This is a genomic window from Gordonia sp. NPDC058843, from assembly GCF_042743165.1.
GTDB lineage: Bacteria > Actinomycetota > Actinomycetes > Mycobacteriales > Mycobacteriaceae > Gordonia.
In genome coordinates this window covers 95,715-119,052 of the sequence record NZ_JBHYNC010000009.1, presented here as the reverse complement: position 1 = coordinate 119,052, position 23,338 = coordinate 95,715, and the positions used below count along the sequence as shown (strand labels likewise).

At 67.6% G+C, this 23,338-nt stretch carries 17 protein-coding genes; 9 read left to right on the top strand and 8 right to left on the bottom strand.

Annotated features, from left to right (window positions below):
* Positions 1 to 33: 33 nt before the first annotated feature.
* From ACFW3F_RS09335 to ACFW3F_RS09310, 6 genes are read right to left on the bottom strand one after another with little or no spacing between them, the layout of a single operon-like run.
* Positions 34 to 1,062 carry a 2Fe-2S iron-sulfur cluster-binding protein gene (locus tag ACFW3F_RS09335; RefSeq protein ID WP_388056535.1) on the bottom strand — a complete coding sequence of 343 codons (1,029 nt, stop codon included), beginning with the start codon at positions 1,060 to 1,062 and terminating at the stop codon, positions 34 to 36.
* Entirely contained in the window at positions 1,059 to 1,772 is a 714-nt protein-coding gene (locus ACFW3F_RS09330; RefSeq protein WP_388056533.1) for a TetR/AcrR family transcriptional regulator, read from the bottom strand. The genes ACFW3F_RS09335 and ACFW3F_RS09330 overlap by 4 nt, the downstream gene beginning before the upstream one ends.
* Positions 1,772 to 3,250: a pyruvate, phosphate dikinase gene (locus ACFW3F_RS09325; protein WP_388056531.1), complete on the bottom strand. Its 1,479-nt coding sequence runs from the start codon at positions 3,248 to 3,250 to the stop codon at positions 1,772 to 1,774. Before ACFW3F_RS09325 ends, ACFW3F_RS09330 begins: the two co-directional genes overlap by 1 nt.
* An 11-nt stretch (positions 3,251 to 3,261) precedes the next feature.
* Positions 3,262 to 4,089: an SDR family oxidoreductase gene (locus ACFW3F_RS09320; protein ID WP_388056530.1), complete on the bottom strand. Its 828-nt coding sequence runs from the start codon at positions 4,087 to 4,089 to the stop codon at positions 3,262 to 3,264.
* On the bottom strand, positions 4,086 to 5,540 hold the full coding sequence (locus ACFW3F_RS09315; protein WP_388056528.1) for an aldehyde dehydrogenase family protein: 1,455 nt from the start codon (positions 5,538 to 5,540) through the stop codon (positions 4,086 to 4,088). The genes ACFW3F_RS09320 and ACFW3F_RS09315 overlap by 4 nt, the downstream gene beginning before the upstream one ends.
* On the bottom strand, positions 5,537 to 6,736 hold the full coding sequence (locus ACFW3F_RS09310) for a cytochrome P450 (RefSeq protein WP_388056526.1): 1,200 nt from the start codon (positions 6,734 to 6,736) through the stop codon (positions 5,537 to 5,539). The genes ACFW3F_RS09315 and ACFW3F_RS09310 overlap by 4 nt, the downstream gene beginning before the upstream one ends.
* A gap of 165 nt (positions 6,737 to 6,901) precedes the next feature.
* Between ACFW3F_RS09310 and ACFW3F_RS09305 the strand changes: the two genes are divergently transcribed.
* Positions 6,902 to 8,488 carry an AMP-binding protein gene (locus ACFW3F_RS09305; protein ID WP_388056524.1) on the top strand — a complete coding sequence of 529 codons (1,587 nt, stop codon included), beginning with the start codon at positions 6,902 to 6,904 and terminating at the stop codon, positions 8,486 to 8,488.
* Positions 8,485 to 9,114 carry a MarR family transcriptional regulator gene (locus tag ACFW3F_RS09300; RefSeq protein ID WP_388056522.1) on the top strand — a complete coding sequence of 210 codons (630 nt, stop codon included), beginning with the start codon at positions 8,485 to 8,487 and terminating at the stop codon, positions 9,112 to 9,114. The genes ACFW3F_RS09305 and ACFW3F_RS09300 overlap by 4 nt, the downstream gene beginning before the upstream one ends.
* Before the next feature lie 308 nt (positions 9,115 to 9,422).
* Here the strand turns inward: ACFW3F_RS09300 and surE are convergent, their stop codons facing one another.
* Entirely contained in the window at positions 9,423 to 10,223 is an 801-nt protein-coding gene (surE, locus tag ACFW3F_RS09295) for a 5'/3'-nucleotidase SurE (RefSeq protein WP_388056520.1), read from the bottom strand.
* A 269-nt stretch (positions 10,224 to 10,492) separates the two neighbouring features.
* On the opposite strand from surE, the gene ACFW3F_RS09290 reads away from it, so the two are divergent.
* The 5 genes from ACFW3F_RS09290 to ACFW3F_RS09270 all read left to right on the top strand — a co-directional run bounded on the left by ACFW3F_RS09290 (position 10,493) and on the right by ACFW3F_RS09270 (position 16,062).
* A complete protein-coding gene (locus tag ACFW3F_RS09290) occupies positions 10,493 to 12,226 on the top strand; it encodes a PEP-utilizing enzyme (protein WP_388056518.1) in 1,734 nt (577 codons plus the stop codon).
* Positions 12,227 to 12,411: 185 nt separating this feature from the next.
* Positions 12,412 to 13,506 (top strand): phosphotransferase, encoded by a 1,095-nt coding sequence (locus ACFW3F_RS09285; protein WP_388056516.1) that lies wholly within the window; start codon positions 12,412 to 12,414, stop codon positions 13,504 to 13,506.
* Entirely contained in the window at positions 13,499 to 14,584 is a 1,086-nt protein-coding gene (locus ACFW3F_RS09280) for a TIGR03857 family LLM class F420-dependent oxidoreductase (RefSeq protein ID WP_388056514.1), read from the top strand. The genes ACFW3F_RS09285 and ACFW3F_RS09280 overlap by 8 nt, the downstream gene beginning before the upstream one ends.
* Positions 14,585 to 14,611: 27 nt before the next feature.
* A complete protein-coding gene (locus ACFW3F_RS09275; protein ID WP_388056512.1) occupies positions 14,612 to 14,968 on the top strand; it encodes a hypothetical protein in 357 nt (118 codons plus the stop codon).
* On the top strand, positions 14,965 to 16,062 hold the full coding sequence (locus ACFW3F_RS09270) for a phosphotransferase (protein WP_388056511.1): 1,098 nt from the start codon (positions 14,965 to 14,967) through the stop codon (positions 16,060 to 16,062). The genes ACFW3F_RS09275 and ACFW3F_RS09270 overlap by 4 nt, the downstream gene beginning before the upstream one ends.
* A gap of 26 nt (positions 16,063 to 16,088) precedes the next feature.
* Here ACFW3F_RS09270 and ACFW3F_RS09265 read toward each other — a convergent pair whose 3' ends face one another.
* Entirely contained in the window at positions 16,089 to 16,955 is an 867-nt protein-coding gene (locus tag ACFW3F_RS09265; protein WP_388056509.1) for a polysaccharide deacetylase family protein, read from the bottom strand.
* Between the two features lie 110 nt (positions 16,956 to 17,065).
* On the opposite strand from ACFW3F_RS09265, the gene ACFW3F_RS09260 reads away from it, so the two are divergent.
* Positions 17,066 to 17,425, top strand: a complete 360-nt coding sequence (locus ACFW3F_RS09260; RefSeq protein WP_388056507.1) for a MerR family transcriptional regulator — start codon at positions 17,066 to 17,068, stop codon at positions 17,423 to 17,425.
* 264 nt (positions 17,426 to 17,689) lie between these two features.
* Positions 17,690 to 23,185 carry a carboxyl transferase domain-containing protein gene (locus tag ACFW3F_RS09255; RefSeq protein ID WP_388056505.1) on the top strand — a complete coding sequence of 1,832 codons (5,496 nt, stop codon included), beginning with the start codon at positions 17,690 to 17,692 and terminating at the stop codon, positions 23,183 to 23,185.
* Positions 23,186 to 23,338 lie beyond the last annotated feature (153 nt).

Below are 23,338 nucleotides of genomic sequence, written 5' to 3'. Positions count from 1 at the left end.
CGAGTGGCGCCCGGTCCGCGTCTGCGATCTGACTCAGTCGAACTCGATCGTGACCGCGCCCTTCGGCGTCGCCTGGCACGTCAGCAGGTATCCGTCGTCGATGTCCTCTGGTTCCAGCGCGATGCCGTTGCCGTGGTCGACGTCGCCGGCGGTCAGCCGGGCCACACACGATCCGCAGTCGCCTTCCCGGCAGGAGTACGGCGCGTCGACGTCGGCGGCGAGGAGCGCGTCGAGCAGGACGGTGTCCGTGCCGCAGCGGACCGTGTGGACGTCGCCGTCGATGTGCGCGGTGACCTCTTGCGCGTTCGAATCGTGGTCGTGAGTCGCGAGGGTGAACGGATCGCCGGTCAACGAGACATATCGCTCCACGTGGACCGCCTCGTGGTGCAGACCCCGCTCGCGGAGGGCGTGCTCGACGAGGTCCATGAACGGTGCCGGACCGCAGACGAAAGCCTCGCCGTCACCGGCGACCACGTCGCCGATCGCGTCCGAGGTGGGAAGACCCTGGTCGGCCTCCAGCCAGTGATGCACCGTCAACCGTTCGGAATGGCGCGCGGCCAGCTCGTCTATCGCCTCGGCGAAAATCGTCGACTCGCGGTCGCGGTTGGCGTAGAACAGCGTCACCGCCGTGTCGTGGACTTCGAGAGCCGAGCGCAGGATCGACATCACCGGCGTCACGCCGCTCCCGGCCGCAAAAAGATACAGCGGGTGCTCCCAGGAATGCGGCGTGAAGACCCCCGACGGTGGGATGACGTGCAGGGTCAGTCCGGGCGCGGCGTTGTCGCACAGCCAGTTCGACCCGTAGCCGTCTCGGGTTCGCTTGACGGTGATCGCCGGGGCGGCGTCGACCCCGGGAGCGGTGGACAGCGAATAGCTGCGTGCGACGAAGCCGGTGCGATCGCTCGGGATGCGCACCGTCACGAACTGTCCGGGCCGGTAGTCGGTGGCCACGGGGAAGTCCAGCACGATCGTGCGGGCCTCGGCTGTCTCGTCGCGAACCGCGGTGACGGTGACGTCGACCCCGAGGGTGCGCTCGACGGTCGAGCCGGCGGACCGGGTCATGTGGTGGTCCTGGAGGTGAGAGGGAGGACCCGATACCAGAGTTCGCCGAGCGCGGTGCCGAGTGCCTCGAGACGCTCGCGCCGCGGGGTGCTGGCCGGAAGGCCGACGTGGATGTAGGCCATCTGTTCGGTGGCACACCCCAGGGTCTCGGCCAGCAGATTGGTGTCGCAGGACTCGATGGTCCCGTTGGCGACGAGACGGTCGAGCCAGCGTTCGGTGCGCCGGACGAAGTCGCCTCGGAGATTGAGCCAGAGCTGTTGGAATCCTCGGTTCTCACTGGCCGCCGCCGCTTCTCGGAGCAGTCGCAACATGTGGCGACTGCGGGCGTAGGCCTGCAGATAGGTGGTGTTGACCTCGATCAGCGACTGCAATTCGCCCTGGGCGCGATCGGGACGCAGTCGGGCGTTGGCCAGTTCCAGCAGTGACGGTCTCAGTGCGGCGAGGAAGATGTCGTCGAGGCTGACGAAATGGCGATAGAAGTTCCCCTGCGAGATCTCCGCCCGGTGGGTGATGTCGGAGATCCGGGTGCGGGTGTACCCGTACTCGGTGAAGCACTCCGTGGCCGCCTTGACCAGTTTGTCGCGCGTTTGCTCACCGCGCTTGTTGGCACGTTTGGCCGGGGCCACGGTGTGGTCGAGAAGGCCGGCTGCCGAATAGGCCGCGTCGATCCCGTCGTGCGCACGGGCGTCCGGTCCGGTGTCGGTACTCATCAGGCCCCCTGCAGTGTCCGTGCGGTGATCAGTTCGGCCAGCGGATGCTCGGGCGGCACGCCGGCGGGCAGATACGACATCAGCTCCTCGACGTACTCGTCGACGGACTCCTCGGCGCTGAGAACATCACCGGCATAGACCTTTCCGGTCGACCCGTCGACGGTGACCGTCTGCCCGGTGAGGGTATCGGCGAGCCCGGTTCCGCACCCGACCACGCACGGCACCCCGATCTCGCGGCACACCAGGGCGGCGTGGGACGTCGTACCGCCCACCTCGGTGACAACCGCCACGGAGTCGAACATCGCGGGCACATCGGCCGGCGACGTCGAGGGACGGACGAGGACGACGTGCTCCCCGCGTGCCGCGGCGGCACATGCGTCGTCGGTGTCGGTGTAGACGACGCCGACCGCGGCCCCGGGGCCCGCACCCGTGCCCGAGGCGAGCACGTCGGCAGCGGTGTCTGCGGAGTTGTTCTGCGACAACGCCTTCGCCTGTTCGGCACTGATACGCGAGATCGCGTCGTCACGACCGATGAGCCCCTCGCGGACGAGGTCGACGGCGATGCGGACCGCCGCACGCGCCGATCGCTTTCCCGAGCGACACTGCAGCATGTACAGCGTGCCGCTCTCGACGGTGAACTCGATGTCGACGAGATCGCGATGCTCGTTCTCGAGCGTCTTCGAGATGGCGCCGAGCTCGGCGTGCAGCTGTGGCGAATGGGTCCGGAAGCAGTCGATGCTCTCGGGTGTGCGCTCACCGGAGACGACGTCTTCTCCCTGCGCCCGAGCGAGCCATTCACCGAACAGCTCGGGTGCCCCGGTTGCCGGGTCACGGCTGAACACCACACCGGTCCCGGACCGGTCGTCGCGGTTGCCGAACACCATCGCCTGCACGGTCACGGCGGTGCCGCCGCCCTCGCCCAGACCGTGGTGGCGTCGATACGCGGTGACCCGTTCGTTGGTCCAGGAACAGAACACGGCGCCGATCGCTTCGCGCAGTTGGTCGTACGGGTCGGTGGGCGGAGGGGCCGTGGCGTCGCCGAGCACGATGTCGCCGTAGCCGGCGCAGAACCGCTCCCAGGTGTCGCGTGCCCAGTCGTGATCGCCGGTGGCCTCGGCGAGCTGGGCGGTCAGTTCCCGGGTGAGACCGAGATTGAGCACGGTGTCCATCATGCCGGGCATGCTCTGGGCTGCGCCCGAGCGCACCGAGACCAGCAGCGGAAACGGACCCGCGCCGAAGACCTTTCCGGTCTCCTGTTCGAGACCACGCAACTGGGCGAGCACGTCATCCCAGATGTGTTCGGGTAGCTGACCGCCCGCTTCCCGGAACTGGGCGCAGACGGGCGTGGTGATGACGAAGGCCGGCGGGACCGGCAATCCCAGCGACCGCATGCGATTGACGCTGTAGGCCTTTCCGCCGAGGAGCTCTCGATCGGCCGGCGCGGTTCCGTCCAGGGCGAGGACGGCTGGTGTGTTCATTGAGTGGCCTTTCACTCGGCGATGTCGACCCGAGAACGGGTTCGGGACAAGGGAATGGGGATGGCCGCTGCGCGCAAGGCGGTGAGTCCGCCCTCGACGGGTACGTCGATGCCGTTGACCCAGGCGGCGTCCGGGCCGAGGAAGAAGTCGATCACCGATGCCGATTCTGCGGCAGTGCCGTGGCGACCGACCATCGAGGACGACCGTGCGATGGCATCCGCGCCCATCGACCGCTCGAAGTCGGACAGGATCGGGGTGTCGGTGGGTCCGGGGCTCACCGACAGCGCTCGGATTCCTCGAGGCTGCAGCGCAGCCGACAGGGCGACGGTCCAGTCGACGACGGCGCGCTTGGATGTGTCATAGGCCGCGGGTCCGTCGATCTGCACCCGGGACAGCCAGGCGCGCAACTCCTCTCGGTCGTGGACTGCGAGCAGGGCGACGATGTCGTCGTGCGCGAGCGTGTTGCGGTGTGCCGCGATCGAGGCGACGTTGACCACGGCGCCGCCTGCGGACATCCGCTCGAGTGCCCGGAACGTCAATGCCCGCAGGCCGAGGGTGTTGACCGCCAGTACCGTCTCCGCCGGAGCGGTTCCGGGGACCCCGGCGACATTGGCCAGCGCGTCGATGTGGTCGGGGAGATCCAGCGCCGCAATCGCTTCCAGATCAGAGAGGTCGCAGCGCAACGAGTGGGCACGGTCGTCCGGACACGCAGCTATGTCCACGGCGATGACCTTCGTCGCGGGCTCACGGTCGAGGAGTCGCTGCACCAGGGCCAGCCCGATGCCCGAGGCGGCCCCGGTGACGGTCACCGTGCGCGTGGCAGGGGTCGGACGGGTCATGCCATCACCGCCTGGATCTCGGTGAACTCGGAAATCCCGGCACCGCCCAGTTCGCGTCCGTAACCGGAGTTCTTGAGTCCACCGAAGGGTACGGCCGGCCGTTCGCGGGTACGCACCCCGTTGACCTTGATCTGCCCGACGTCGAGGTGCTTGGCCACGTCGATCGCGAGATCTCGCTCTGCCGACCACACCTCGGCCGACAGGCCGTACTGGCTGTCGTTGGCCAGCGCGATGGCATCGGCGACGTCCCGGTAGTACTGCACCACCAGGACCGGACCGAAGATCTCCTCGCGGACCGCGGATGCGGTCGGATCGAGATCGCCGAAGACGATCGGGGAGACGAACGAACGGCAGTCGCCGAGGTCGAGATGCTCGCCGGTTCCGGCGATCACCCGGGCACCGACCCGACGAGTCTGATCGATGTGGTCGAGAACCCGTCGGGCATGCGCAGCGGAGGCGAGCGGGCCGTGAGTGGTCTCCGGAGCGGTCGGGTCGCCGAACACGAAACGAGCGAGAGCGGCATCGATCAGCGTTTCGATGCGGTCCGCGTGAGCGGAGGGCATCACGAGCCGGGTGGTGGCGTTGCACGCCTGGCCGGAGTTGACCAATCCGGAAGCCAAGATGCGCGGCACCACGGCGTCGAGGTCGGCGTCGGGCAAGACGACGGCCGGGGACTTGCCACCGAGTTCGAGTGTGGTCCGTGCCAACGACTCCGCCGCTGCCGCGGCGACCGCCTTGCCGCCGCGGACGCTGCCGGTGAACGAGACGTGTGCGACGTCCGGGTGTGCCGCGAGGGCCTGACCGGTCACCGGCCCGGTGCCGTTGACGATGGTCAACGCGCCAGCGGGGAGACCCGCGTCGAGGAAGCATCCGCGGACGAGCGCGGCATCGAAGGGGGTGGCCTCGGCGGGTTTGAGGACGACGGTGCACCCCGCGGCGAGCGCGGCCGCGACCTTCGCGATGATCTGATGAACCGGCATGTTCCACGGGGTGATCGCGGCCACGACACCGCCGGCGACACGGCGCACGGTCGCCCCGTCGGAAGTCTCTTCCCAGGGAAAGCTCTCGGCCGCATCCGCGGTCGCGCGCAGCACCGTCGCCGGCAGCACCTGCTGCGTCGCGGTGGACAGCATCACGGGCATGCCCATTTCGGCGGTCACCAGTGCCGCGATCCGTTCGCCGCGCCGATCGATGAGGTCGGCGGTCGCGCGCAGCACGGCGGTCCGCTGAGCCACCGGCGTCTGCGACCACGCCGGGAGGGCACCGACTGCGACGGCGACGGCCTCGTCGACGACGGTCTCGCCGGCCTCGCGGGTCGCGCCGATCTCGCGGTCGGTGAACGGGTTGATCACCGGAATCGGAGCACCGGCGGAGACTTCGCGATCCTCGATCAGGGCGGCCGGGCCGATCCCGAGATCGGTGAGGGTGCCCACCTCTCCGATCGTGGTCATCGGGTGGCCTCGATTCGGACCGGCAGGGTCTTGATGCCGCGGAAAAAGTTGCTCTGCAACCTGTTCGGTGTGTCCAGCACGGTGACGTCGAGTCCCCGCTCGATGACGCGGGTGAAGAACAGGCGCGCTTCGAGGCGTGCGAGATTGGAACCGAGGCAGGCGTGCGCGCCCCACCCGAAGCCGAGGTGCTCGTTGGGGAACCGGTTGCCGATGAAGGTCTCGGGGTCGTCGAAGACGCGTTCGTCGCGGTTGGCCGAGCAGAACCACATCACGACCTTGTCGCCCTCGCGGATCGTCTTGCCGTGCATCTCGATGTCGCGAGTTGCGGTGCGGCGCATGGACAGCACGGGTGAGACCCAACGGACCATCTCTTCGACGACGACCCGGATCTTGGCGGGGTTCTCCCGCATGAACTCCCACCAGTGCGGATTCTCGGCCAGGACGTTCACTCCGCCGGAGAGCAGGTTCCGGGTGGTCTCGTTACCGGCGACCATCAAGATCAGGTAGTAGGCGTCGAGGTAGCCACGGGACAGGGGGACACCGTCGAGTTCGGCCGCGGTCAGCACACTGATCAGGTCGTCGGCGGGACATTCCCGGCGCAGCTTCTCCAAGCCCCGGAAGTAGTCGAAGACCTCGTCGCGCGCTTTCACCGCGGTCTCCGGGCCCTCCGAGTAGTCGGGATCCTCGCTGGCCATCTGGTTGGTCCAGCGCAGCAGGTTGGGGCAGTCCTCGAGAGGGGCGCCGAGCAGTCGCCCGATCATGACCAGCGGGAGTTGCGCGGCGATGGAGGCGACGAAGTCGATGTCGCCGGCGCCGGTGTGTTCGTCGAGCAGCTCGTCGATGACCGCGGAGATGTCACCTTCGAGCGACTTGAGTTTCACCGGCCGCACATGCGGGGTGACGATTCCGCGTAGTTTGCCGTGTTCGGGCGGATCGACATGGTGGATGCTGCGGGCGCCTTCACCCTCGGCACGGCGGCCGGCAATCTGCGTGCCCTGTGTGACGGTGAAGTTCTCGGCGTCGGAGGCCACGGTCTTGACGTCCTCGTAGCGCGTCACCGACCAGAAGCCCGGTCCGTCGACCTCGGCGTTCCAGTGCAGTGGGTCCTCGGCGCGCAGCCGTGCGAACACGTCGTGGTCGACACCGGCCGCGAATGGGCGGAGATCCATCAGGTCGATGTCGTCAGCGATGGTCATGTCTGCTCCAATGGACTCTCGTTTGTGACTGCACTTTCACTAAAGCATAGTCTATGGTGTGTTGTGAACCACAACTGGACAAAAGTCTGAGATTGCCTACCTGCATCAACCGGCGAAGCCGACCGGTCGAGGCAATGCGACTTTCGATTCGCAAACAGGAGTGACGTGTACCCACCGTCCACCGCGCGTGCCCGCCCCGATGCCATCGCCTATGTGATGGCGGGGTCGGGGGAGCGCATCAATTACGCCGAGCTCGATCGCCGGTCGAATCGGCTGGCCCGATTCTGGCAGACCCACGGCGTCGGCCCGGGCGACTCGGTGGTGCTCGTCATGGAGAACAGCCTCGCCTGGCCGGTGGCGGTGGCGGCCGGGATGCGCAGCGGCCTCTGTGTGACGCCGGTGAACTGGCATCTGAAACCGGCCGAGCTCGCCGCACTCATCAGTGAGGACCGACCAGCCGCGATCGTCACCAGTACGGCACTCGCCGCGCAGGTCGTCGCCGCGGCCGGCGACCCGAGGCGCGACCGGCCGGTGATCGTGTGCGCCGACGGTCCGGCCGACGGCTGTGTGGCGCTGACCGAGGCGCTCGCAGATCAATCGTCCGACCCGCTGGACCGGGAGTTGCTCGGCGCCCGTGTGCTCTACAGCGGTGGGACCACCGGGCGGCCGAAGCGATTCGCGCAGCCGCTACTCGGCGTGCATCCCGCGGACGCGCCGCGCCGGCACTCGGGTCTCGTCGATGCACTCGGTGTCGGATTTGACTCGGTCCTGCTGTCACCGGCGCCGAACTACCACGCGGCGCCGTTCACGTTCCAGCTGATCACGCTGGCGGCCGGCGGCACCGTCGTGTGCATGGAGAAGTTCGACGCCGCGGGTGCGATGCGAGCGATCACCGAAAACGGTGTGACGCACTCGCAGTGGGTGCCGACCATGCTGATTCGCCTATTGGGCCTGCCCGATCGGGATGGGATCGAGCTGTCGGCCCGACATCAGGTGGCGTTCACCTCCGGCGCGCCGTGCCCTCCGCATGTCAAGGAGGGAATCTTCGAGTGGTGGGGGCCCATCCTCCACGAGTACTACGGAGCATCCGAGGGGTATGGGCACACCTATATCTCGCCGCCGGACGCGCGATCGCATCCGGGGTCGGTGGGCAGGCCGCTCGGCGCCGCGCGGGTGCACATCACCGACTCCGCCGGGGCCGATGTCGATCCCGGAGTCGAGGGCACGGTCTGTTTCGAGGCCGCCGACGGACCCGACCGGCCGACCGACGCCTCACGGCCGGCGCTGAAACAGATGGGCGACATCGGCTATCTCGACGAGGAGGGATTCCTCTACCTCGTGGGGCGTCGAGGCTTCATGATCATCTCCGGCGGGGTCAACATCTACCCCGAGGAGATCGAGTCGGTGCTGCTGGCACACCCCGCGGTGGCCGACGTGGCGGTGGTCGGCGTGCCCGACGCCGAGTTCGGCGAGTCGGTCAGGGCGGTCGTCGAGGTGCGTCCCGGCGCGTCTGTCCGCGAAGACGACCTGATCGCTCATGCGCGGGAGCACCTGGCGCATTTCAAGGCACCCCGATCCGTCGTGTTCACCACCGACCTGCCACGCCTGCCGACCGGCAAGCTCGACAAGCGGCGGCTTGTCGATCGGTTCGGCTCCCCCGGGGCCGCGGCCTATCCGCGAACCGGATCACCTACGGCCCCGGGGAATTCGACGATGTCCGAAAATCCGTCACAGCAAGGAGAAAGAGTATGACGACCGAGACCTCCACCGCCCACTTCGACGTGCTGCATGCCCTCAAGGTGAAGGGGCTCGCGACCGACGACACCCTGACCGCGCTGACCGGCCACGATGCGGACGCCCTGGCGGTGACCGTCGGACAGCTGGCGGACGCCGGATTCGTGATGCGTCGCGAAGGCGGCCGGATCTCGGGCACGATGATCACCCCGGCCGGGAAGGCCGAGTATGAGCGCCTGTCCGCGGAATCACCGTTGAACGAGTCCGAACGTGCTGCGGTGGACACGTTCCACGAGTGCTTCGGGCCGATCAACGGCGACTTCAAGAAGGTGTGTGCGTCGTGGCAGATCCGCCCGGACGAGACCCCCAACGATCACGCCGATACCGACTACGACGCATCCGTCATCGCCGAGCTGGACCGAATTCACCACCGGATCGCCGGGGCACTCGACGAGGTCGGCACCGAGATCCCGCGACTCGCCCGCTACCGGGGTCGGCTCTCGGCGGCGCTGGAGAAGGTGCACAGCGGTGACACCGCAGCATTCGCGCGCCCTATGTACGACAGCTACCACGACATCTGGATGGAACTGCACCAGGATCTGCTCCTGACCTCGGGTCACCAGCGTGGTGCGGGTGACGAGTGAGGGCCTGATCTGGTCACCCGCAGCAGCCCGTGGGGCGAGGTGGGTCACCACTTTCGGCCGACTGCTCAGCGGTAGTCACTGTGAGATTGTCAAGGACGGATGCGGTTCCGAGGCAAATGCTCGGGTGCGGAAGGTGCTACGCGAAGAGTGAGTGGGCGAAGTCTGGGTCAGGCGACGTCGTCGAGGCGCATGGTGCGCCGGTTGTAGGCGGGTAGTGGTTGGCGTTTGCCGAGCGTCGAGGATGCGGCGACGGGTTGCAACACGTCGTCGACCGATGCCTGCGGCTCGAATCCCCAACTCCCGGTGGGTCAACCCAGTCGCGCCACTCCGACCACGTCGTCCCGTGTCATCGCCTGTCGCAGCGCGGTTTCGGCGTCGTCCAGCGAGTCGTTGTCCGCGCCGACCCCGCGCAGGGCGGACAGCGAGACGTACCCGTCGGCCACCGCGGCGCTGTCCGTGCCCTCGCGAAATCCGTCCTGTCGCTCGTCGCGATTGATCAGCAGGCCGTTCTCGGTGCGGGACAACCGGAGGGTGAACATGCTCCGGCCCGCCAGTGCGGACACACGGATACCGCGCAGGTCGGCGAAGTCGACGTCGGGAACGTTGACATTCAACGTCATCCGGGTGGCGCGGGCGTCCGCCATCCACCCGACGACGCGCTCGGTCACCGCTGCGGCGGTGTCATAGCGGTGGTGTGGGGCGAATCCGCAGCTGACCGCGACGCCGCTGACTCCGGCCACGCGCGCGGCCAGCACGGCGCCCACCGTGCTCGAGAACAGGATCGACCGTCCGGTGTTGTGGCCTTCGTTGATCCCGCTGACGACGAGCTCGGGTGGCGGCCCGAAGGCTCCGGCGCAGAATGCCACCACGGTCAATGCCGGCGGGCAGTCGAGTGCGAAGACCGGGGTGTCACCGAGACCGGGGAGGCGGTGTTCGGTCATGGTGATCAACGCGCCGTCCTCGATCGTGCCCAGAGAACTCCCGCTGCCACTCCGCTCGGAACTCGGTGCGCCGACGACCACGTCGTGGCCGGCGGCCTTCAATGCCGACGCAACCGCGATCAACCCATCGGCGTCGTAACCGTCGTCGTTGGTGACCAGCACGCGCATCAGACTTCTCCTCTCGGCAACCGGCACAACCGGCCGCCCACGCAAATAGTGACTCACTCATCACATCTGTGTCCAGCTCCGGGATTCGCTCCATAGGAAAAGCCTGGTGAAACCACCATCAGCCAACAACAAGCGGTTGACAACGTGAGTGCGGTCACACAATAATGTGAAACAGAGTTCGCTAACCGAGTCGGTGGCGACTGCGAGATGCGGGAGCGATCCGAGTGTCGGCCGCTCGCTCATGACTACCTGGAAGGACGTCGAAGACAATGACTGTCTGGCCGATTTCGAACGAGACCTCGACTCTGTTCCCGCTGTACTCTCGCGCCAACGTCGGCGAGATCTTCCCGGACCCGATCACCCCGTTGAACGCCTCCCTGGGGTTCCAGCACACGTTGGAACCGGGATGGCGCGACGCATTCGTGGCGTGCGGCGTATGGGACGACGACCTCTACGACGACTCGGTGGCGTTCAACATCCTCCCGGCCTTCGGCAGCTACCTCTACATCAACATGTCGTTGATGCGGCTGTTCGGCGTGCGCGTCCCCGGTATGAGCGCCGAGGCCGTCGACCTGCAGTATTTCGGGGACATGCCCGGCATCCCGAGCTATGAGAGCGAGAAGCGCGACTTCGACGAGAACGCCGAGTACGAGGTCAAGGCTGGTACCTGGCTCAACGAGCAGGTGCTCGGCGCGACCGATCTGGCCGCCTACGACGCCGATCGTGACGAGGTCGACGAGATCCGTCGCACGCGGCCGGATCTGACAGAGCTGTCCGAGGGGGAACTCGTCGAACGGATGAACTCGTTCGAGACCTTGCTACGTCGGCTGTTCAAGCACCACATCGAGGCCAGCCTGAAGTGCGGTGTCGGACTCGGTGCCATCGCGCAGCTGGCGGAGGCGGTCGGCAAGCCCGAGCAGGCGCTGACCCTGGTGGCGGGCCTGGGCAACGTCGACTCCGCAGGTCCCTCGCTGCGGATGTGGGAACTGAGCAGGCAGGCGCAACATCCCGATGTCGCGGCGTTGTTCGATGCCGGAACCAAGGGCCTCTACGCCAAGCTCAAGGCTTCGGAGTCGCAGGCGGTCGCCACGTTCACCACGCAGTTGGACGCGTTCCTCGCCGACTGGGATTTCCGCGGGCCTGCCGAGTGGGAGATCCGCGCGATCACCTGGGGCGTCGACCCGGACCTCGCGCTGGCGACGATCGAGACGATGCGCGACGTTCCGGACGCAGAAGCGCCGGAGGCCAAGTCGGCGCAGCGGGCCGCCCAGCGTGACGACGCCGCGGCGGCGATCCGCGAGATGCTCGCCGGCGATGCCGAGACCGCAGGCCAGTTCGAGGCCGTCCTCAACGCGTCGGCACTGTGGATGCGCGGTCGGGAACGGGGCCGCACGACAGCCGCGATGCTGATCCATGAATTACGCCTGCCCGCACTCGAACTCGGCCGTCGCTTCGCGGACAAGGGCGCGATCGACTCGCCGCGTCAGATCTTCATGGTCTTCGCCGACGAGCTGCCGGGGTTCCTCGACGACCCGGCGTCGTATCGCGACACCCTCGCCGAGCGCGAGAAGGGCTACCTGGATCTGTTCGATCGCACGCCGCCGTTCGTCGTCGACGGCACCCCGCCGCCGATCTCGGAGTGGCCACTGCGGTCGGAATCGACCGTCACTGCCGCCTCCGCCGGCGACACCATCACCGGTGTCCCCGCGTGTGGCGGTACCGCACGCGGCCGGGCGCGGGTGCTGACCGACCCCGACGACCCGTCGGCCCTCGAGCCCGGCGACATCCTCATCGCGCCGATCACCGACCCGTCGTGGACGCCGCTGTTCGTCGCCGCCGCCGCGGTCGTCGTCGACGTGGGTGCGCCCTTCTCGCACGCCGCGATCGTGAGCCGCGAACTCGGGATCCCGTGCGTCGTGTCGGCCACCGAGGCGACTCGTCGCATCACCGACGGCGCCACCGTCGAAGTGGACGGCACCGCAGGCACCGTCACCCTCATCTGAGGTTCCACCTCGGTTTCGACTCGGCCGGCCCCGGGAGGGGCAACCCCTCGGGGCCGGCCGCTCCACTCGGCGCACCCCGCGATCGCCCGCCCCGCCTCGTCGTGGGCACGGTGATGACCGGTCCCGCGCCGGCCACCAGCGATGCGCCGAACCGGCGTCGGTCTGCGCGACAACGAAGGAGTCCGATGCACGCCTCTGACATCTGTCCCACCTGGCTCGACACCGTGCTCACCACCACCGGGACGAAAGACGGCGCGGTGGCGATCGCCGGCGTCGACACCAGCCCCATCGGCACCGGCCAGGTAGCAGACAGCATCCGCACGGTGGTCAGCTACGCCGCTCCGACATCTGCCCCGTCGTCGTTCGTCATCAAGGTCACCTCCGACAAGGAGCAGAGCCGGGCAGCCGGCCGGAGTGAACTGAACTATCTGCGTGAGGTGCGCTTCTATCAGGACATCGCACCTAACCTGCAGGTGCGCGTCCCCTGCTGTTACCACGGTGAGATCGATTCCAACAACACCGAATTCGCGCTCGTACTCGAGGACCTGACCCCCGCTCGGCCCGGCAATCAGCTCGCCGGGTGCACCGTCGACGAGGTGCGACTCGCGGTCGAGCAGGCAGCAGGAATCCACGGACCGTACTGGGGCTCTGCGCAACTCGCCGGCACGCCCTGGCTCGACATCTCCGACACCTACTGGGCCCGCTTCACCGAGATGATGCCCGGGTGGTGGGCCGGGTTCGTGGACCGGTACCGAACGCGGCTCTCCCCGGCAGACATCGATCTCGGAACGGCCTTCACCGAACAGATCGCCGACTACTACGACGCACTGCGCACGATGCCGTTCACCATTCAGCACGGCGACTACCGGCCGGACAACGTCCTGTTCGACGCGGCCGGTGGCGACGTGCCGTTAGCGGTTCTGGACTGGCAGACAGTGATTTTCGCGCCCGGACTCGTCGATGTCGCCTATTTCATCGGCGGAGCGCTGGACCCGGAGACCCGCCGAACCGCCGAGGCCGAGCTCCTGGGGCATTACCACCGATGCCTCCTCGAGCACGGCGTGACCGATTACTCTTTGGCCGACCTGATGCGGGACTACCCGGTCGGCACCTTCCAGAATCTCGTCATCGGCGTCGCGGCCGCGATGCTGGTCGCGCGATCCGATCGTGGCGACGACCTGTTCACCGCCATGGTGACCAACTCGTTGGCGCACGCCCGCGACCACGATGCTCTCGCGCGGATCACCACACTGAGCGAACAAGGGGCAGTTCATGTCTGACACAACCACTCAGGAACGTCGACCGCAGACCGGCACAGCCAGGATCGGCACCGAACGGTTGGGCTTCTACACGCTCGGGGGGCACGTCGACGATCCCCGAGACATGCTGGACGAACTCGCTCACGCCGAGCGTCTCGGTCTCGGGCAGGCGTTCATCTCCGAGCGACTCAACGTCAAAGAGGCGTGTGCGCTGTCGGGAGCCGCCGGAGCTGTGACCGACCACATCGGCATCACCACGGCGGCGACCAACATCAACACCCGCCACCCGGCGATCACCGCGGCCTTCGCCACCACCATGCATCGCCTCACCCGTGGTCGCTTCACCCTCGGTGTCGGCCGAGGGTTGCGCCCCCAGATCGCCGGGCTCGGGCTGACGCACACGACCACCGCTCAACTCGAAGAGTTCGCTCACCTGATGCGCAGACTGTGGCGTGGCGAGACCGTGACCGACTACGACGGGGCTCTGGGCCGGTTCCCGGCTGTCAAGCTCGACCCCTCGTTCGACGAAGACATCAGACTGGCCACCACGGCTTTCGGACCCGAGACCCTCGCCATGGCCGGCCGCGCTTACGACCTCGTCGTGCTCCACACCTTCTTCTCCGACGAGACGACGGCCAGAGTCGTACGCACCGTCAAGAACGCCGCGGCCGCGGCGGGGCGAGACCCCGACTCGGTCGAGGTGTGGTCGTGCTACGCCACCGTCACCGACGAGCTCGATGAACAGGTCATCCTGAAGAAGACCGTCGGTCGGATCGCCACCTACCTGCAGGTGTACGGCGACCTGTTGGTATCCACCAACCGGTGGGATGTCGAGGCACTGAACAGGTTTCGGGACTCCGAGGTGGTTCGCGAACTACCGGGCTGGGCTGATGCCGTGGGGGACACCGCGACTTTCGAACGACTCCGCGACGTGATTCCCGCCGAATGGCTCGAATGTGCGGCCATGGGGACGCCACGGCATTGCGCCGAGAAGGTTCGGGCGCAGTTCGACCTGGGGGTCGACGGCGTGATCATGCACGGTGCGACCCCCACTGAGCTCGACAACACGGTCACCGAGTTCGTCGCACTCGGCGGCTGATCCGACCACCCACCAGAAAGTCATCACATGAGCACTGGCGCAGTACAACTCGTTGAACGCTACGTCTACGAACTGTACAACGACGAACAGATCGACCTGGTCGACGAGATCTGCGGTGAACCGATGACACGCCACGGGGCGGGTGCCGTCCGATCACTCAGTCGACGCGAGCAACGGGAGCGCATCGTCGCCGACCTCGCCGCGCATCAACCGAAGTTCACGGTGGTCACGCTCGTCGGCGATGCGACCTTCGCGTCGCTCACCTGGAATGCCGAACGATTGACGACGGGCGAACGCCTCTGTGGCATAGAAATCTTCAAAGTCCGAGACGGGGTCATCACCGATGTGTGGAATCCCGACTACCTCAAAGGATCCTGGTCATGACGCTGACGACGCCGAAGCTGATCGACACCACCGACGACATCACCGCACCCTGGCTGGAGCAGGTCCTCTGCCACGCCGGCCACGACACGTCCATCACGTCGCTCGCGATCGAGCCGATCGGCGCGGGCAACGTCAGCGACACGGTACGCGTGAGCATCGTCCACGCCAGGCCGTGCCCCGGAGCGCCGGACACGGTCGTGATCAAGCTCAGGCCCCGCGATCCCGATGTCCACGCGCATGGATTGCGCAGTGGCGCATACCACCGTGAGATCGGCGCGTACGTCGACATCTCCGCACGCGATGCTTGCCGGATACCGCTGAAGTACTGGGTTGCCGGCGACGAGACCACGATCAACCTCGTGATGGAAGACCTGAGCACGAGTGCCGTCGCAGGAAACCAGGTTCGGGGCGCCACCGTCGAGGACGCGACAGCGGTACTGACCGAACTCGCCAGTCTGCACGCGGAGTTCCATCCGATGGACACCGCCACCGCACCGGCGTGGATGATCCGGCTGAGCGACGTGTGTGACTACTGGTCCGATGCCGCCGAACGCGGGGCGCGCGAGGCGCTGACCCGGTTCGCCGGCGACCTTCCCGACGATCATCTCGAGGCGATCCGACAGGCGATCGAGCTCGTCCGGGTGTGGCACCTGCTCCCGCAGGAGCACCTCACCTTCACCCACGGTGATCCCCGCGTGGACAACGTGCTGTTCGAGTCCGTCGGAGACATCCGGCGCGCGGTGTTGATCGACTGGCAGGTCACCGGACTCCGCAATCCCATGTACGACGTCGGGTACTTCATGTCCGGCAGCGTCGACGTCGACGAGCGGCGAGCGCACGAGCGCCGGCTGATCACCCACTACGCGGAGACCTTCGCGCGGAAGTCCGCCGGTTACGACGAGGCGACAGCCTTGCGGGACTACCGGGTGCAATTGCTCAGCGGCCTCTACATCACCCTCGCCGCGATCGATGTTCTCCCCGACAACGAGACTGTCAACACGCTCATCCTCGCGCTGCTGCGCCGCAATTGCGCCGCGGTGACCGATTGGGACTCGATGACACAGGTGCGCGCTCTGGCGGGCGACCCGGCCTAGCGTCGCGTTGCCGCTGCCGCCGCCTCTCAGAGTTGCGCGCGATACGCATCGACGATCTCGTCGGTCGTCGTCAGCCAGGCATCGGGCTGGGCGGTGAGGTAGGCGAGTGCCTCATCGAAGTACCGGTGCCGGAACGGCTGGCCGATCACGAACGGGTGCAGTGCGATCGGCAGTACCCGGCCACTCGTCGAGGAATCGGCACGAAGCTGCTCGTAACTGTCGATGACCATCTGGAGGAAGTCCGCTCCGGTGAGGCCTTTGCCGAAGAGCAACAGGTCGTTGAGTTCGACCGAGTAGGGGACGCTGAACATTCCAGGGACTGTCAACGGAAACGGCTGGTCGTCATGTGTCCAGTCGAGCACGTAGGAGTAACCGAGCTCGGCGAGCAACTCCGGTGTCCGGTGGGTTTCGGTCAGGCCGGGCCCCATCCAACCCCGCGGTAAGCGGCCGGTCGCGGAACGGATCGTTTCGGTGATCTCGGCGAGTATGCGGCGCTCCTCGTCGATGGTGAGGTCGGTGTGGAGCTCAGAGTTGCTGCGCCCGTGTGCGAGCCACGTCCAATCGCGTTCGATGCCGGCCGCGACGATCTGTGGGTGGGCGTCCACGACAGACGAGTTGAGCAGGACACTCGGGCGGACACCGTGTCGGTCGAGGCTCTCGATGGTGCGCCAGATCCCTACCCGCGAGCCGTAGTCGCGCCACCCGTGGTTCAACGCATCCGGGGTCAGCTCGGTGGTGCCGGGCCAGATGCTCGTCGACGGTCGGTCGAAATGGAAGTGTTCGACATTCAGACCGATGTGGACGGCGACCTTCTTGCCGTCGGGCCAGCTGATCGGATCACGGTCGGCGATGGGGCTGTACTCATAGGGCGGTGCGGGAGTCGGATTCGTCATGGCGCCGACCGTAGGACCTGACACACGTGTGAGGGTCAAGAGCAATCCGACCGGGGACGGACCGCACGACATCGCCGGACCGCGGCCGGCGGACTGCGTATAACGGGAGCATGCGGATCGGTGAGCTGGCACGACGAACCGGCGTGAGTGAGCGGTCGCTGCGTTACTACGAGCAGCGCGGTTTGCTGGCCGCCGGCCGGACGCCCGGCGGGCAACGTGAGTATCCCGAGGCCGCGGTCGATCGTGTGATCCACATCCAGGAGCTCTACGCCGCCGGACTGGGCAGTCGGACGATCGCGTCGCTGTTGCCGTGCATGCGCGACTCCGACGGCGGTCCCTCGGATGCTGCGACGCCCAAGTTGGTCGAGAGTCTTGCCGCCGAGCGGGCACGTATAGACGATGCGATCCGCGACCTGCGCAACTCGCGGGCCGTGCTCGACGACGTCATCGATGCCGCATCGCGGCCCTGACCTGGGTGTCCGCGGACCTGCCATCTCGACCGAGCGCTGTCGGTCGGCTGGATCTGGGCTACGGTCCGTCGAAGTCGGGACGCGCCGTCCGCAGTCCTTATGGCGGACTTTCGCGCACCCCCGCAACGCGCCGTACTCGCGCGTAGCGATTTGACTCGTAAGAATCACACCGTCGAACCACCCCGCGCGTCCCGGATCGCCACTGAGCTGGGTCGGCGCGCTGTACCGTACCTGCGGACCTTCAACCGCACGACGACGACGTGAATGGAGCCGGTGTTGTTTTCTCGTATCGCCATCGTGAACCGAGGTGAGGCCGCGATGCGGCTCATCCACGCCGTTCGGGGCCTGTCGGAAGAGACCCGGCAGCCCATCGAGGTCATCGCCCTGCACACCGATGTGGATCGCAACGCCACATTCGTGCGCGAAGCGGACGTCGCCTACGACCTCGGACCGGCGGCATCGAGGCCGTACCTGAACATGAAGGTGCTCGAACACGCCCTGCTGGAGACCGGCGCCGACGCGGCATGGGTCGGCTGGGGCTTCGTGGCCGAGGACCCGCTCTTCGCCGAACTGTGCGACCGGATCGGCGTCACGTTCGTCGGACCGTCGGCCGAGGCCATGCGCAAGCTCGGCGACAAGATCGGCGCCAAGCTGATCGCCGAAGAGGTGGGCGTCCCCGTGGCGGCCTGGAGCCGTGGCGGGGTGGACACCCTCGACGAGGCGGTGGCCGCGGCAGCCGAGATCGGCTACCCGCTGATGCTGAAGGCCACTGCGGGTGGCGGTGGTCGGGGTATTCGCAAGGTCGCCAGCGACGCCGACCTCCGCGACGCCTACACCCGTACCCGCGAGGAGGCCGAGCGCGCCTTCGGCAGTGGCGTGGTGTTCCTGGAACGGCTGGTGACCGGTGCACGTCACGTGGAGGTCCAGGTCATCGCGGACGGCCAGGGCACCGCCTGGGCCCTGGGCGTGCGTGACTGCTCGGTACAGCGACGAAACCAGAAGATCATCGAGGAATCGGCGTCGCCGGTCCTGCCCGCCGATCGGGTCGCCGAGCTCAAGGCATCGGCCGAGCGGCTCGCTGTCGCCGTGGGTTACCGGGGCGCGGCCACCGTCGAATTCCTCTACCACCCGGGCGAGAACCTGCTCGCGTTCCTCGAGGTCAACACCCGTCTGCAGGTGGAGCACCCGATCACCGAGGCGACCACCGGCTTCGACCTGGTGCGAGCACAGCTGCATGTGGCGTCCGGTGGACGCCTCGACGGCGAGCCGCCGAGCGAACGTGGACACGCGATCGAGGCCCGCCTGAACGCCGAGGACCCCGACCGCGACTTCGCGCCGGCCCCCGGCCGCATCGACCTGCTCGAGCTGCCTGCCGGCCCGGGCATCCGCGTTGACACCGGCGTCAGCGAGGGCGACACCATCCCCGCCGACTTCGACTCGATGATCGCCAAGATCATCGCCTACGGGCGCGATCGCAACGAGGCGCTCGGCCGTCTGCGCCGGGCCATCCGCGAGACCCGCGTCATCATCGCCGGCGGTGCCACCAACAAGAGCTTCGTGCTGGAGCTGCTGGATCAGCCGCAGGTCATCGACGGCAGCGCGGACACCGGCTGGATCGACCGCGTGCGCGCCGAGGGCGGCCTGGTCGCCAACCGGCACTCGGCGATCGCGCTGATCGCCGCCGCGATCGACGCCTACGAAGAAGAGGAACTCGTCGAACGGCAGCGCCTCATGTCGACCGCCTCCGGTGGGCGCCCGCAGGTGCAGCACGAGAGCGGCCGCCCGCTCGACCTCAAGCTGCGCGGCGTTGCCTACCGCGTGCGTGTCGCCGCTATCGGTGCACACCGGTTCCGCGTCGTCATCGAGGCGCCGGGGGAGACCCGCACCGCCGACGTCGACCTCGAACGCTTCGACGAGCACGCCGCACAGCTCGTCGTGAATCGGGTCCGCTACCGCCTGCTCACCGACACGCACGGACCGATCCACCTCGTCGACGTCGACGGGGTGACCCACCGCGTCAGTCGCGACGAGGGCGGCGTGGTGCGCTCGCCCGCACCGGCGCTCGTCGTCGCCACCCCGATCCAGGCCGGCGACGAGGTCGAGGCCGGCGCCCCCATTCTGGTGCTCGAGAGCATGAAGATGGAGACGGTGCTGCGTGCCCCGGTGCGCTCGCGGGTGAAGGAGTGCGCGGTCTCGGTCGGTACCCAGGTCGAGACCGGTGCGACCCTGATGCGTCTGGAACCGCTCGCCGACGACGAGGACGAGGCCGAGGAGGAGGTCGGCGCGACCGTCGACCTCGAATTGCCGGAGGAGCCCCAGGTCGACCCGACCGAGCGGACCACCCGTAGCCAGGAGGACCTGCGCAGCCAGCTGCTCGGCTTCGACGTGGACCCGAACCACCGGACGCGACTGCTCGACGAGTACCTGTCCGTCCGTCGCGCCGCCATCGACAGCGGGCGTCGTCCGCTCGCCGACGAACTCGAACTCGTGACGGTGTTCGCCGACCTCGCCGAGCTGAGCCAGAACCGGCCGTCGAGCCACGAGGTCGGTGTCGAGCACGTGCACAGCGCGCGGGAGAACTTTCACACCTACCTGCAGAGTCTCGACGCCGAACGCGACGGACTGCCCGCGGCGTTCCACGATCAGCTGGGCCGCGCGCTCAGCCACTACGGGGTCACCGAGCTCGAGCGCACCCCTGAACTCGAAGCCGGCGTCTTCCGGATCTTCCTCGCGCTGCAGAACCCGAACGACTCGGCGTCGGTGATCAGCGCGCTGCTGCTGGAATGGCTCGACGAGCCGACCCCGCGCGACGAACTGCGCGAGGCGGTGGGCACCGCCCTCGACCGCCTCGTCGCCGCCACCCAGGTTCGCTTCCCGGCCGTCGCCGACCTCGCGCGCGGCGTCATCTACGCCTGGTACGGCCAGCCGCTGCTGCTGCGCGACCGCGCACGCGTTTACAGCAACGTGCGCAAGCAGCTGAAGTACCTCGACGAGAACCCCGACGCCGCCGACCGCACGAGCCGCGTCGACGACATGGTGCGCAGCACCGAACCGCTCGTCCGGCTTCTCGGACAGCGCATCGAGCGGCACGCCGACAACACCGTCATGCTCGAGGTGCTGACCCGGCGCTACTACGGCAATCGCGGTCTCGCCGACATCCGGATCCGGGAGGCCGGTGGCGCGACCTTTGTGGTCGCCGAGCGCGACGCAGGCAACATCGCCTCGGCCGCAGTCGGTTTCGACTCGTTGCCGGCCACCATCGGCGGACTCGCCGAGCTCGCCCGCGACACCGCCGCCGTCGACGCCGACATCTATCTCGCCTGGGAGCAGCAACCCGACGACTTCGATGTCCTCGCGGGGACGCTGCATGACATCGTCGCGACGAGTTCGCTTCCGCCGCAAGTACATCGCGTCACCATCACGGTGGCCGGCAGTGCCGATGCGCGGATGCACCACCACGTCACATTCCGCCCGTCGGCCACCGGCATGGCCGAGGAACGTCTGATCCGCGGTCTGCACCCCTACATCGCCCAGCGGATGCAGATGGAGCGCCTGCGCAAGTTCGACCTCACCCGGTTGCCGTCGTCGGACGACGAAGAGGTGTACCTCTTCCGTTGTGTCGCACGGGAGAACCCGTCAGACCGCCGACTCGTCGCCTTCGCCCAGGTCCGCGACCTGACCGCCTTGCGCGAGCAGGACGGCCGGCTGCTGACGCTGCCGACCGCCGAGGCCGCGCTCGCGTCGTGCGTCGACTCGATCCGGCGCGCACAGCGCGGTTCCACCAACCTGTCGAGCGCCAACCGGATCATCATGTACGTCTGGCCGCCCATCGACGTCGACGCCGGCATCCTCGACCTGATCGCCGACCACATCCGTGGCACCACACAGGGAGTCGGCCTCGAAGAGGTGCAACTCATCGCGCGGCGCCGCGATCGGGACACCGGTGAGCTGAGCAAGGTCTCGGTCCACTTCTCCGTCAACCCCACCGGCGGTTACGACGTGCGGGTGGCCGATCCGTCCGACGAACCCATCGAGCCGGTCGACGAGTACCGCCAGAAGGTGCTGCGCGCTGCGAAGCGCAACACCGTCTACCCGTACGAGTTGGCAGCCATCCTGGGCGATTTCACCGAGTACGACCTCGACGCCGAGCAACGCCTGGTGCAGGTCGACCGTCCCAAGGGTCGAAATTCGGCCGCGATCGTCGCCGGTGTGGTCACCACGCCCACCGAGAAGTACCCGCGGGGTGTCACCCGCGTGGTCCTGCTCGGCGACCCGACGAAATCGCTGGGCGCGCTGGCGGAACCGGAGTGCAGCCGGCTGGTCGGGGCGCTCGACCTCGCCGAGCAGATGCAGGTCCCGCTCGAGTGGTATGCACTCTCGTCGGGCGCGCGGATCTCGATGGACTCCGGTACCGAGAACATGGACTGGATCGCTCGAGCGCTGAAGCGCATCGTCGAGTTCACGCAGGCCGGCGGCGAGATCAACGTCGTGGTGGCCGGTATCAACGTGGGCGGGCAGCCCTACTGGAACGCCGAGGCGACGATGCTCATGCACACCAAGGGCATCCTGGTGATGACCCCGGACTCGGCGATGGTGCTCACCGGCAAGCAATCGCTGGACTTCTCCGGCGGTGTGTCGGCCGAGGACAACTTCGGCATCGGCGGTTACGACCGCGTCATGGGCCCCAACGGCCAGGCGCAGTACTGGGCGCCGAATCTCGGTGCGGCACGGGATCTCCTGATGGCCCATTACGAGCACACGTATGTGTTGCCGGGTGAGCAGACACCGCGTCGAGCGATCACCGCCGACCCCGTGGACCGCGACATCTCCGATTACCCGCATGTCCTGGCGGGTAGCGACTTCACCACGGTCGGGCAGATCTTCTCCGCGGCCACCAACCCGGATCGCAAGAAACCCTTCGACATCCGTACGGTGATCCGGGCCGTCGCCGATCAGGACCATCCGGTCCTCGAGCGCTGGGCGGGCATGGCCGACGCGGAGACCGCGGTGGTCTGCGACCTGCACATGGGTGGAATCCCCGTGTGCCTGTTGGGTATCGAGTCACGTGAGGTGCAACGTCGCGGCTACACGCCGACCGATGGGCCCGACACCTACACGGCCGGCACCCTGTTCCCGCAGTCGTCGAAGAAGGCTGCGCGCGCGATCAACGTGGCCAGCGGCAACCGTCCGCTCGTGGTGCTGGCGAACCTGTCCGGGTTCGACGGGTCGCCGGAGTCGCTCCGCAAACTCCAGCTGGAGTACGGCGCGGAGATCGGCCGCGCGATCGTGAACTTCGAGGGGCCCATCGTGTTCTGCGTGATCTCGCGGTACCACGGCGGCGCGTTCGTGGTGTTCTCGAAGGCGTTGAACCCCAACATGACCGTGCTCGCGATCGACGGTTCGTTCGCGTCGGTTCTCGGCGGTGCCCCCGCGGCCGCGGTCGTCTTCGCCGGCGATGTGGCCAAGCGGGTCGGCGCCGACGCGCGGGTGCGCGAACTCGAGGCCGAGACCGCACAGGCCACCGGCCCGGAACGGTCGCGGCTCAACGCCGAACTGGCCGATCTGCGCCAGTCGGTGCGTGCGGAGAAGATCAGCGAGATCGCCGCGGAGTTCGACTCGGTGCACAGCATCCGCCGTGCCGTCGAGGTCGGCTCGGTCGACGCGGTTATCCAGGCCGACGAACTGCGCCCCCAGATCATCGGTGCCATCGAGAAGTCGCCGGCGTGGGGCCGACAGGATTCGCAGGTGAGCAGCTCGTAATACCTGCTGCTCCCTGAGGTGCGGGGCCCCCTGCTGGTCCCTGTGGTGCGGGGAGCCCCTACTTCCGCCCCCTGAGGTGCGGGGAGCCCCTACTTCCGCCCCCTGAGGTGCGAGCGAAGCGAGCCACGAAGGGTGTAGCAACGTGTCTCACCG

Bases quoted from the DNA above. Each gene is read 5' to 3' on its own strand.
- ACFW3F_RS09275 (WP_388056512.1), top strand. From the start codon at position 14,612: ATGAGCACTGGCGCAGTACAACTCGTTGAACGCTACGTCTACGAACTG.
- ACFW3F_RS09285 (WP_388056516.1), top strand. From the start codon at position 12,412: ATGCACGCCTCTGACATCTGTCCCACCTGGCTCGACACCGTGCTCACC.
- ACFW3F_RS09280 (WP_388056514.1), top strand. From the start codon at position 13,499: ATGTCTGACACAACCACTCAGGAACGTCGACCGCAGACCGGCACAGCC.
- ACFW3F_RS09335 (WP_388056535.1), bottom strand. From the start codon at position 1,062: ATGACCCGGTCCGCCGGCTCGACCGTCGAGCGCACCCTCGGGGTCGAC.
- ACFW3F_RS09330 (WP_388056533.1), bottom strand. From the start codon at position 1,772: ATGAGTACCGACACCGGACCGGACGCCCGTGCGCACGACGGGATCGAC.
- ACFW3F_RS09290 (WP_388056518.1), top strand. From the start codon at position 10,493: ATGACTGTCTGGCCGATTTCGAACGAGACCTCGACTCTGTTCCCGCTG.
- ACFW3F_RS09265 (WP_388056509.1), bottom strand. From the start codon at position 16,955: ATGACGAATCCGACTCCCGCACCGCCCTATGAGTACAGCCCCATCGCC.
- ACFW3F_RS09270 (WP_388056511.1), top strand. From the start codon at position 14,965: ATGACGCTGACGACGCCGAAGCTGATCGACACCACCGACGACATCACC.
- ACFW3F_RS09320 (WP_388056530.1), bottom strand. From the start codon at position 4,089: ATGACCCGTCCGACCCCTGCCACGCGCACGGTGACCGTCACCGGGGCC.
- ACFW3F_RS09325 (WP_388056531.1), bottom strand. From the start codon at position 3,250: ATGAACACACCAGCCGTCCTCGCCCTGGACGGAACCGCGCCGGCCGAT.
- surE (WP_388056520.1), bottom strand. From the start codon at position 10,223: ATGCGCGTGCTGGTCACCAACGACGACGGTTACGACGCCGATGGGTTG.
- ACFW3F_RS09260 (WP_388056507.1), top strand. From the start codon at position 17,066: ATGCGGATCGGTGAGCTGGCACGACGAACCGGCGTGAGTGAGCGGTCG.
- ACFW3F_RS09310 (WP_388056526.1), bottom strand. From the start codon at position 6,736: ATGACCATCGCTGACGACATCGACCTGATGGATCTCCGCCCATTCGCG.
- ACFW3F_RS09300 (WP_388056522.1), top strand. From the start codon at position 8,485: ATGACGACCGAGACCTCCACCGCCCACTTCGACGTGCTGCATGCCCTC.
- ACFW3F_RS09255 (WP_388056505.1), top strand. From the start codon at position 17,690: ATGGAGCCGGTGTTGTTTTCTCGTATCGCCATCGTGAACCGAGGTGAG.
- ACFW3F_RS09315 (WP_388056528.1), bottom strand. From the start codon at position 5,540: ATGACCACGATCGGAGAGGTGGGCACCCTCACCGATCTCGGGATCGGC.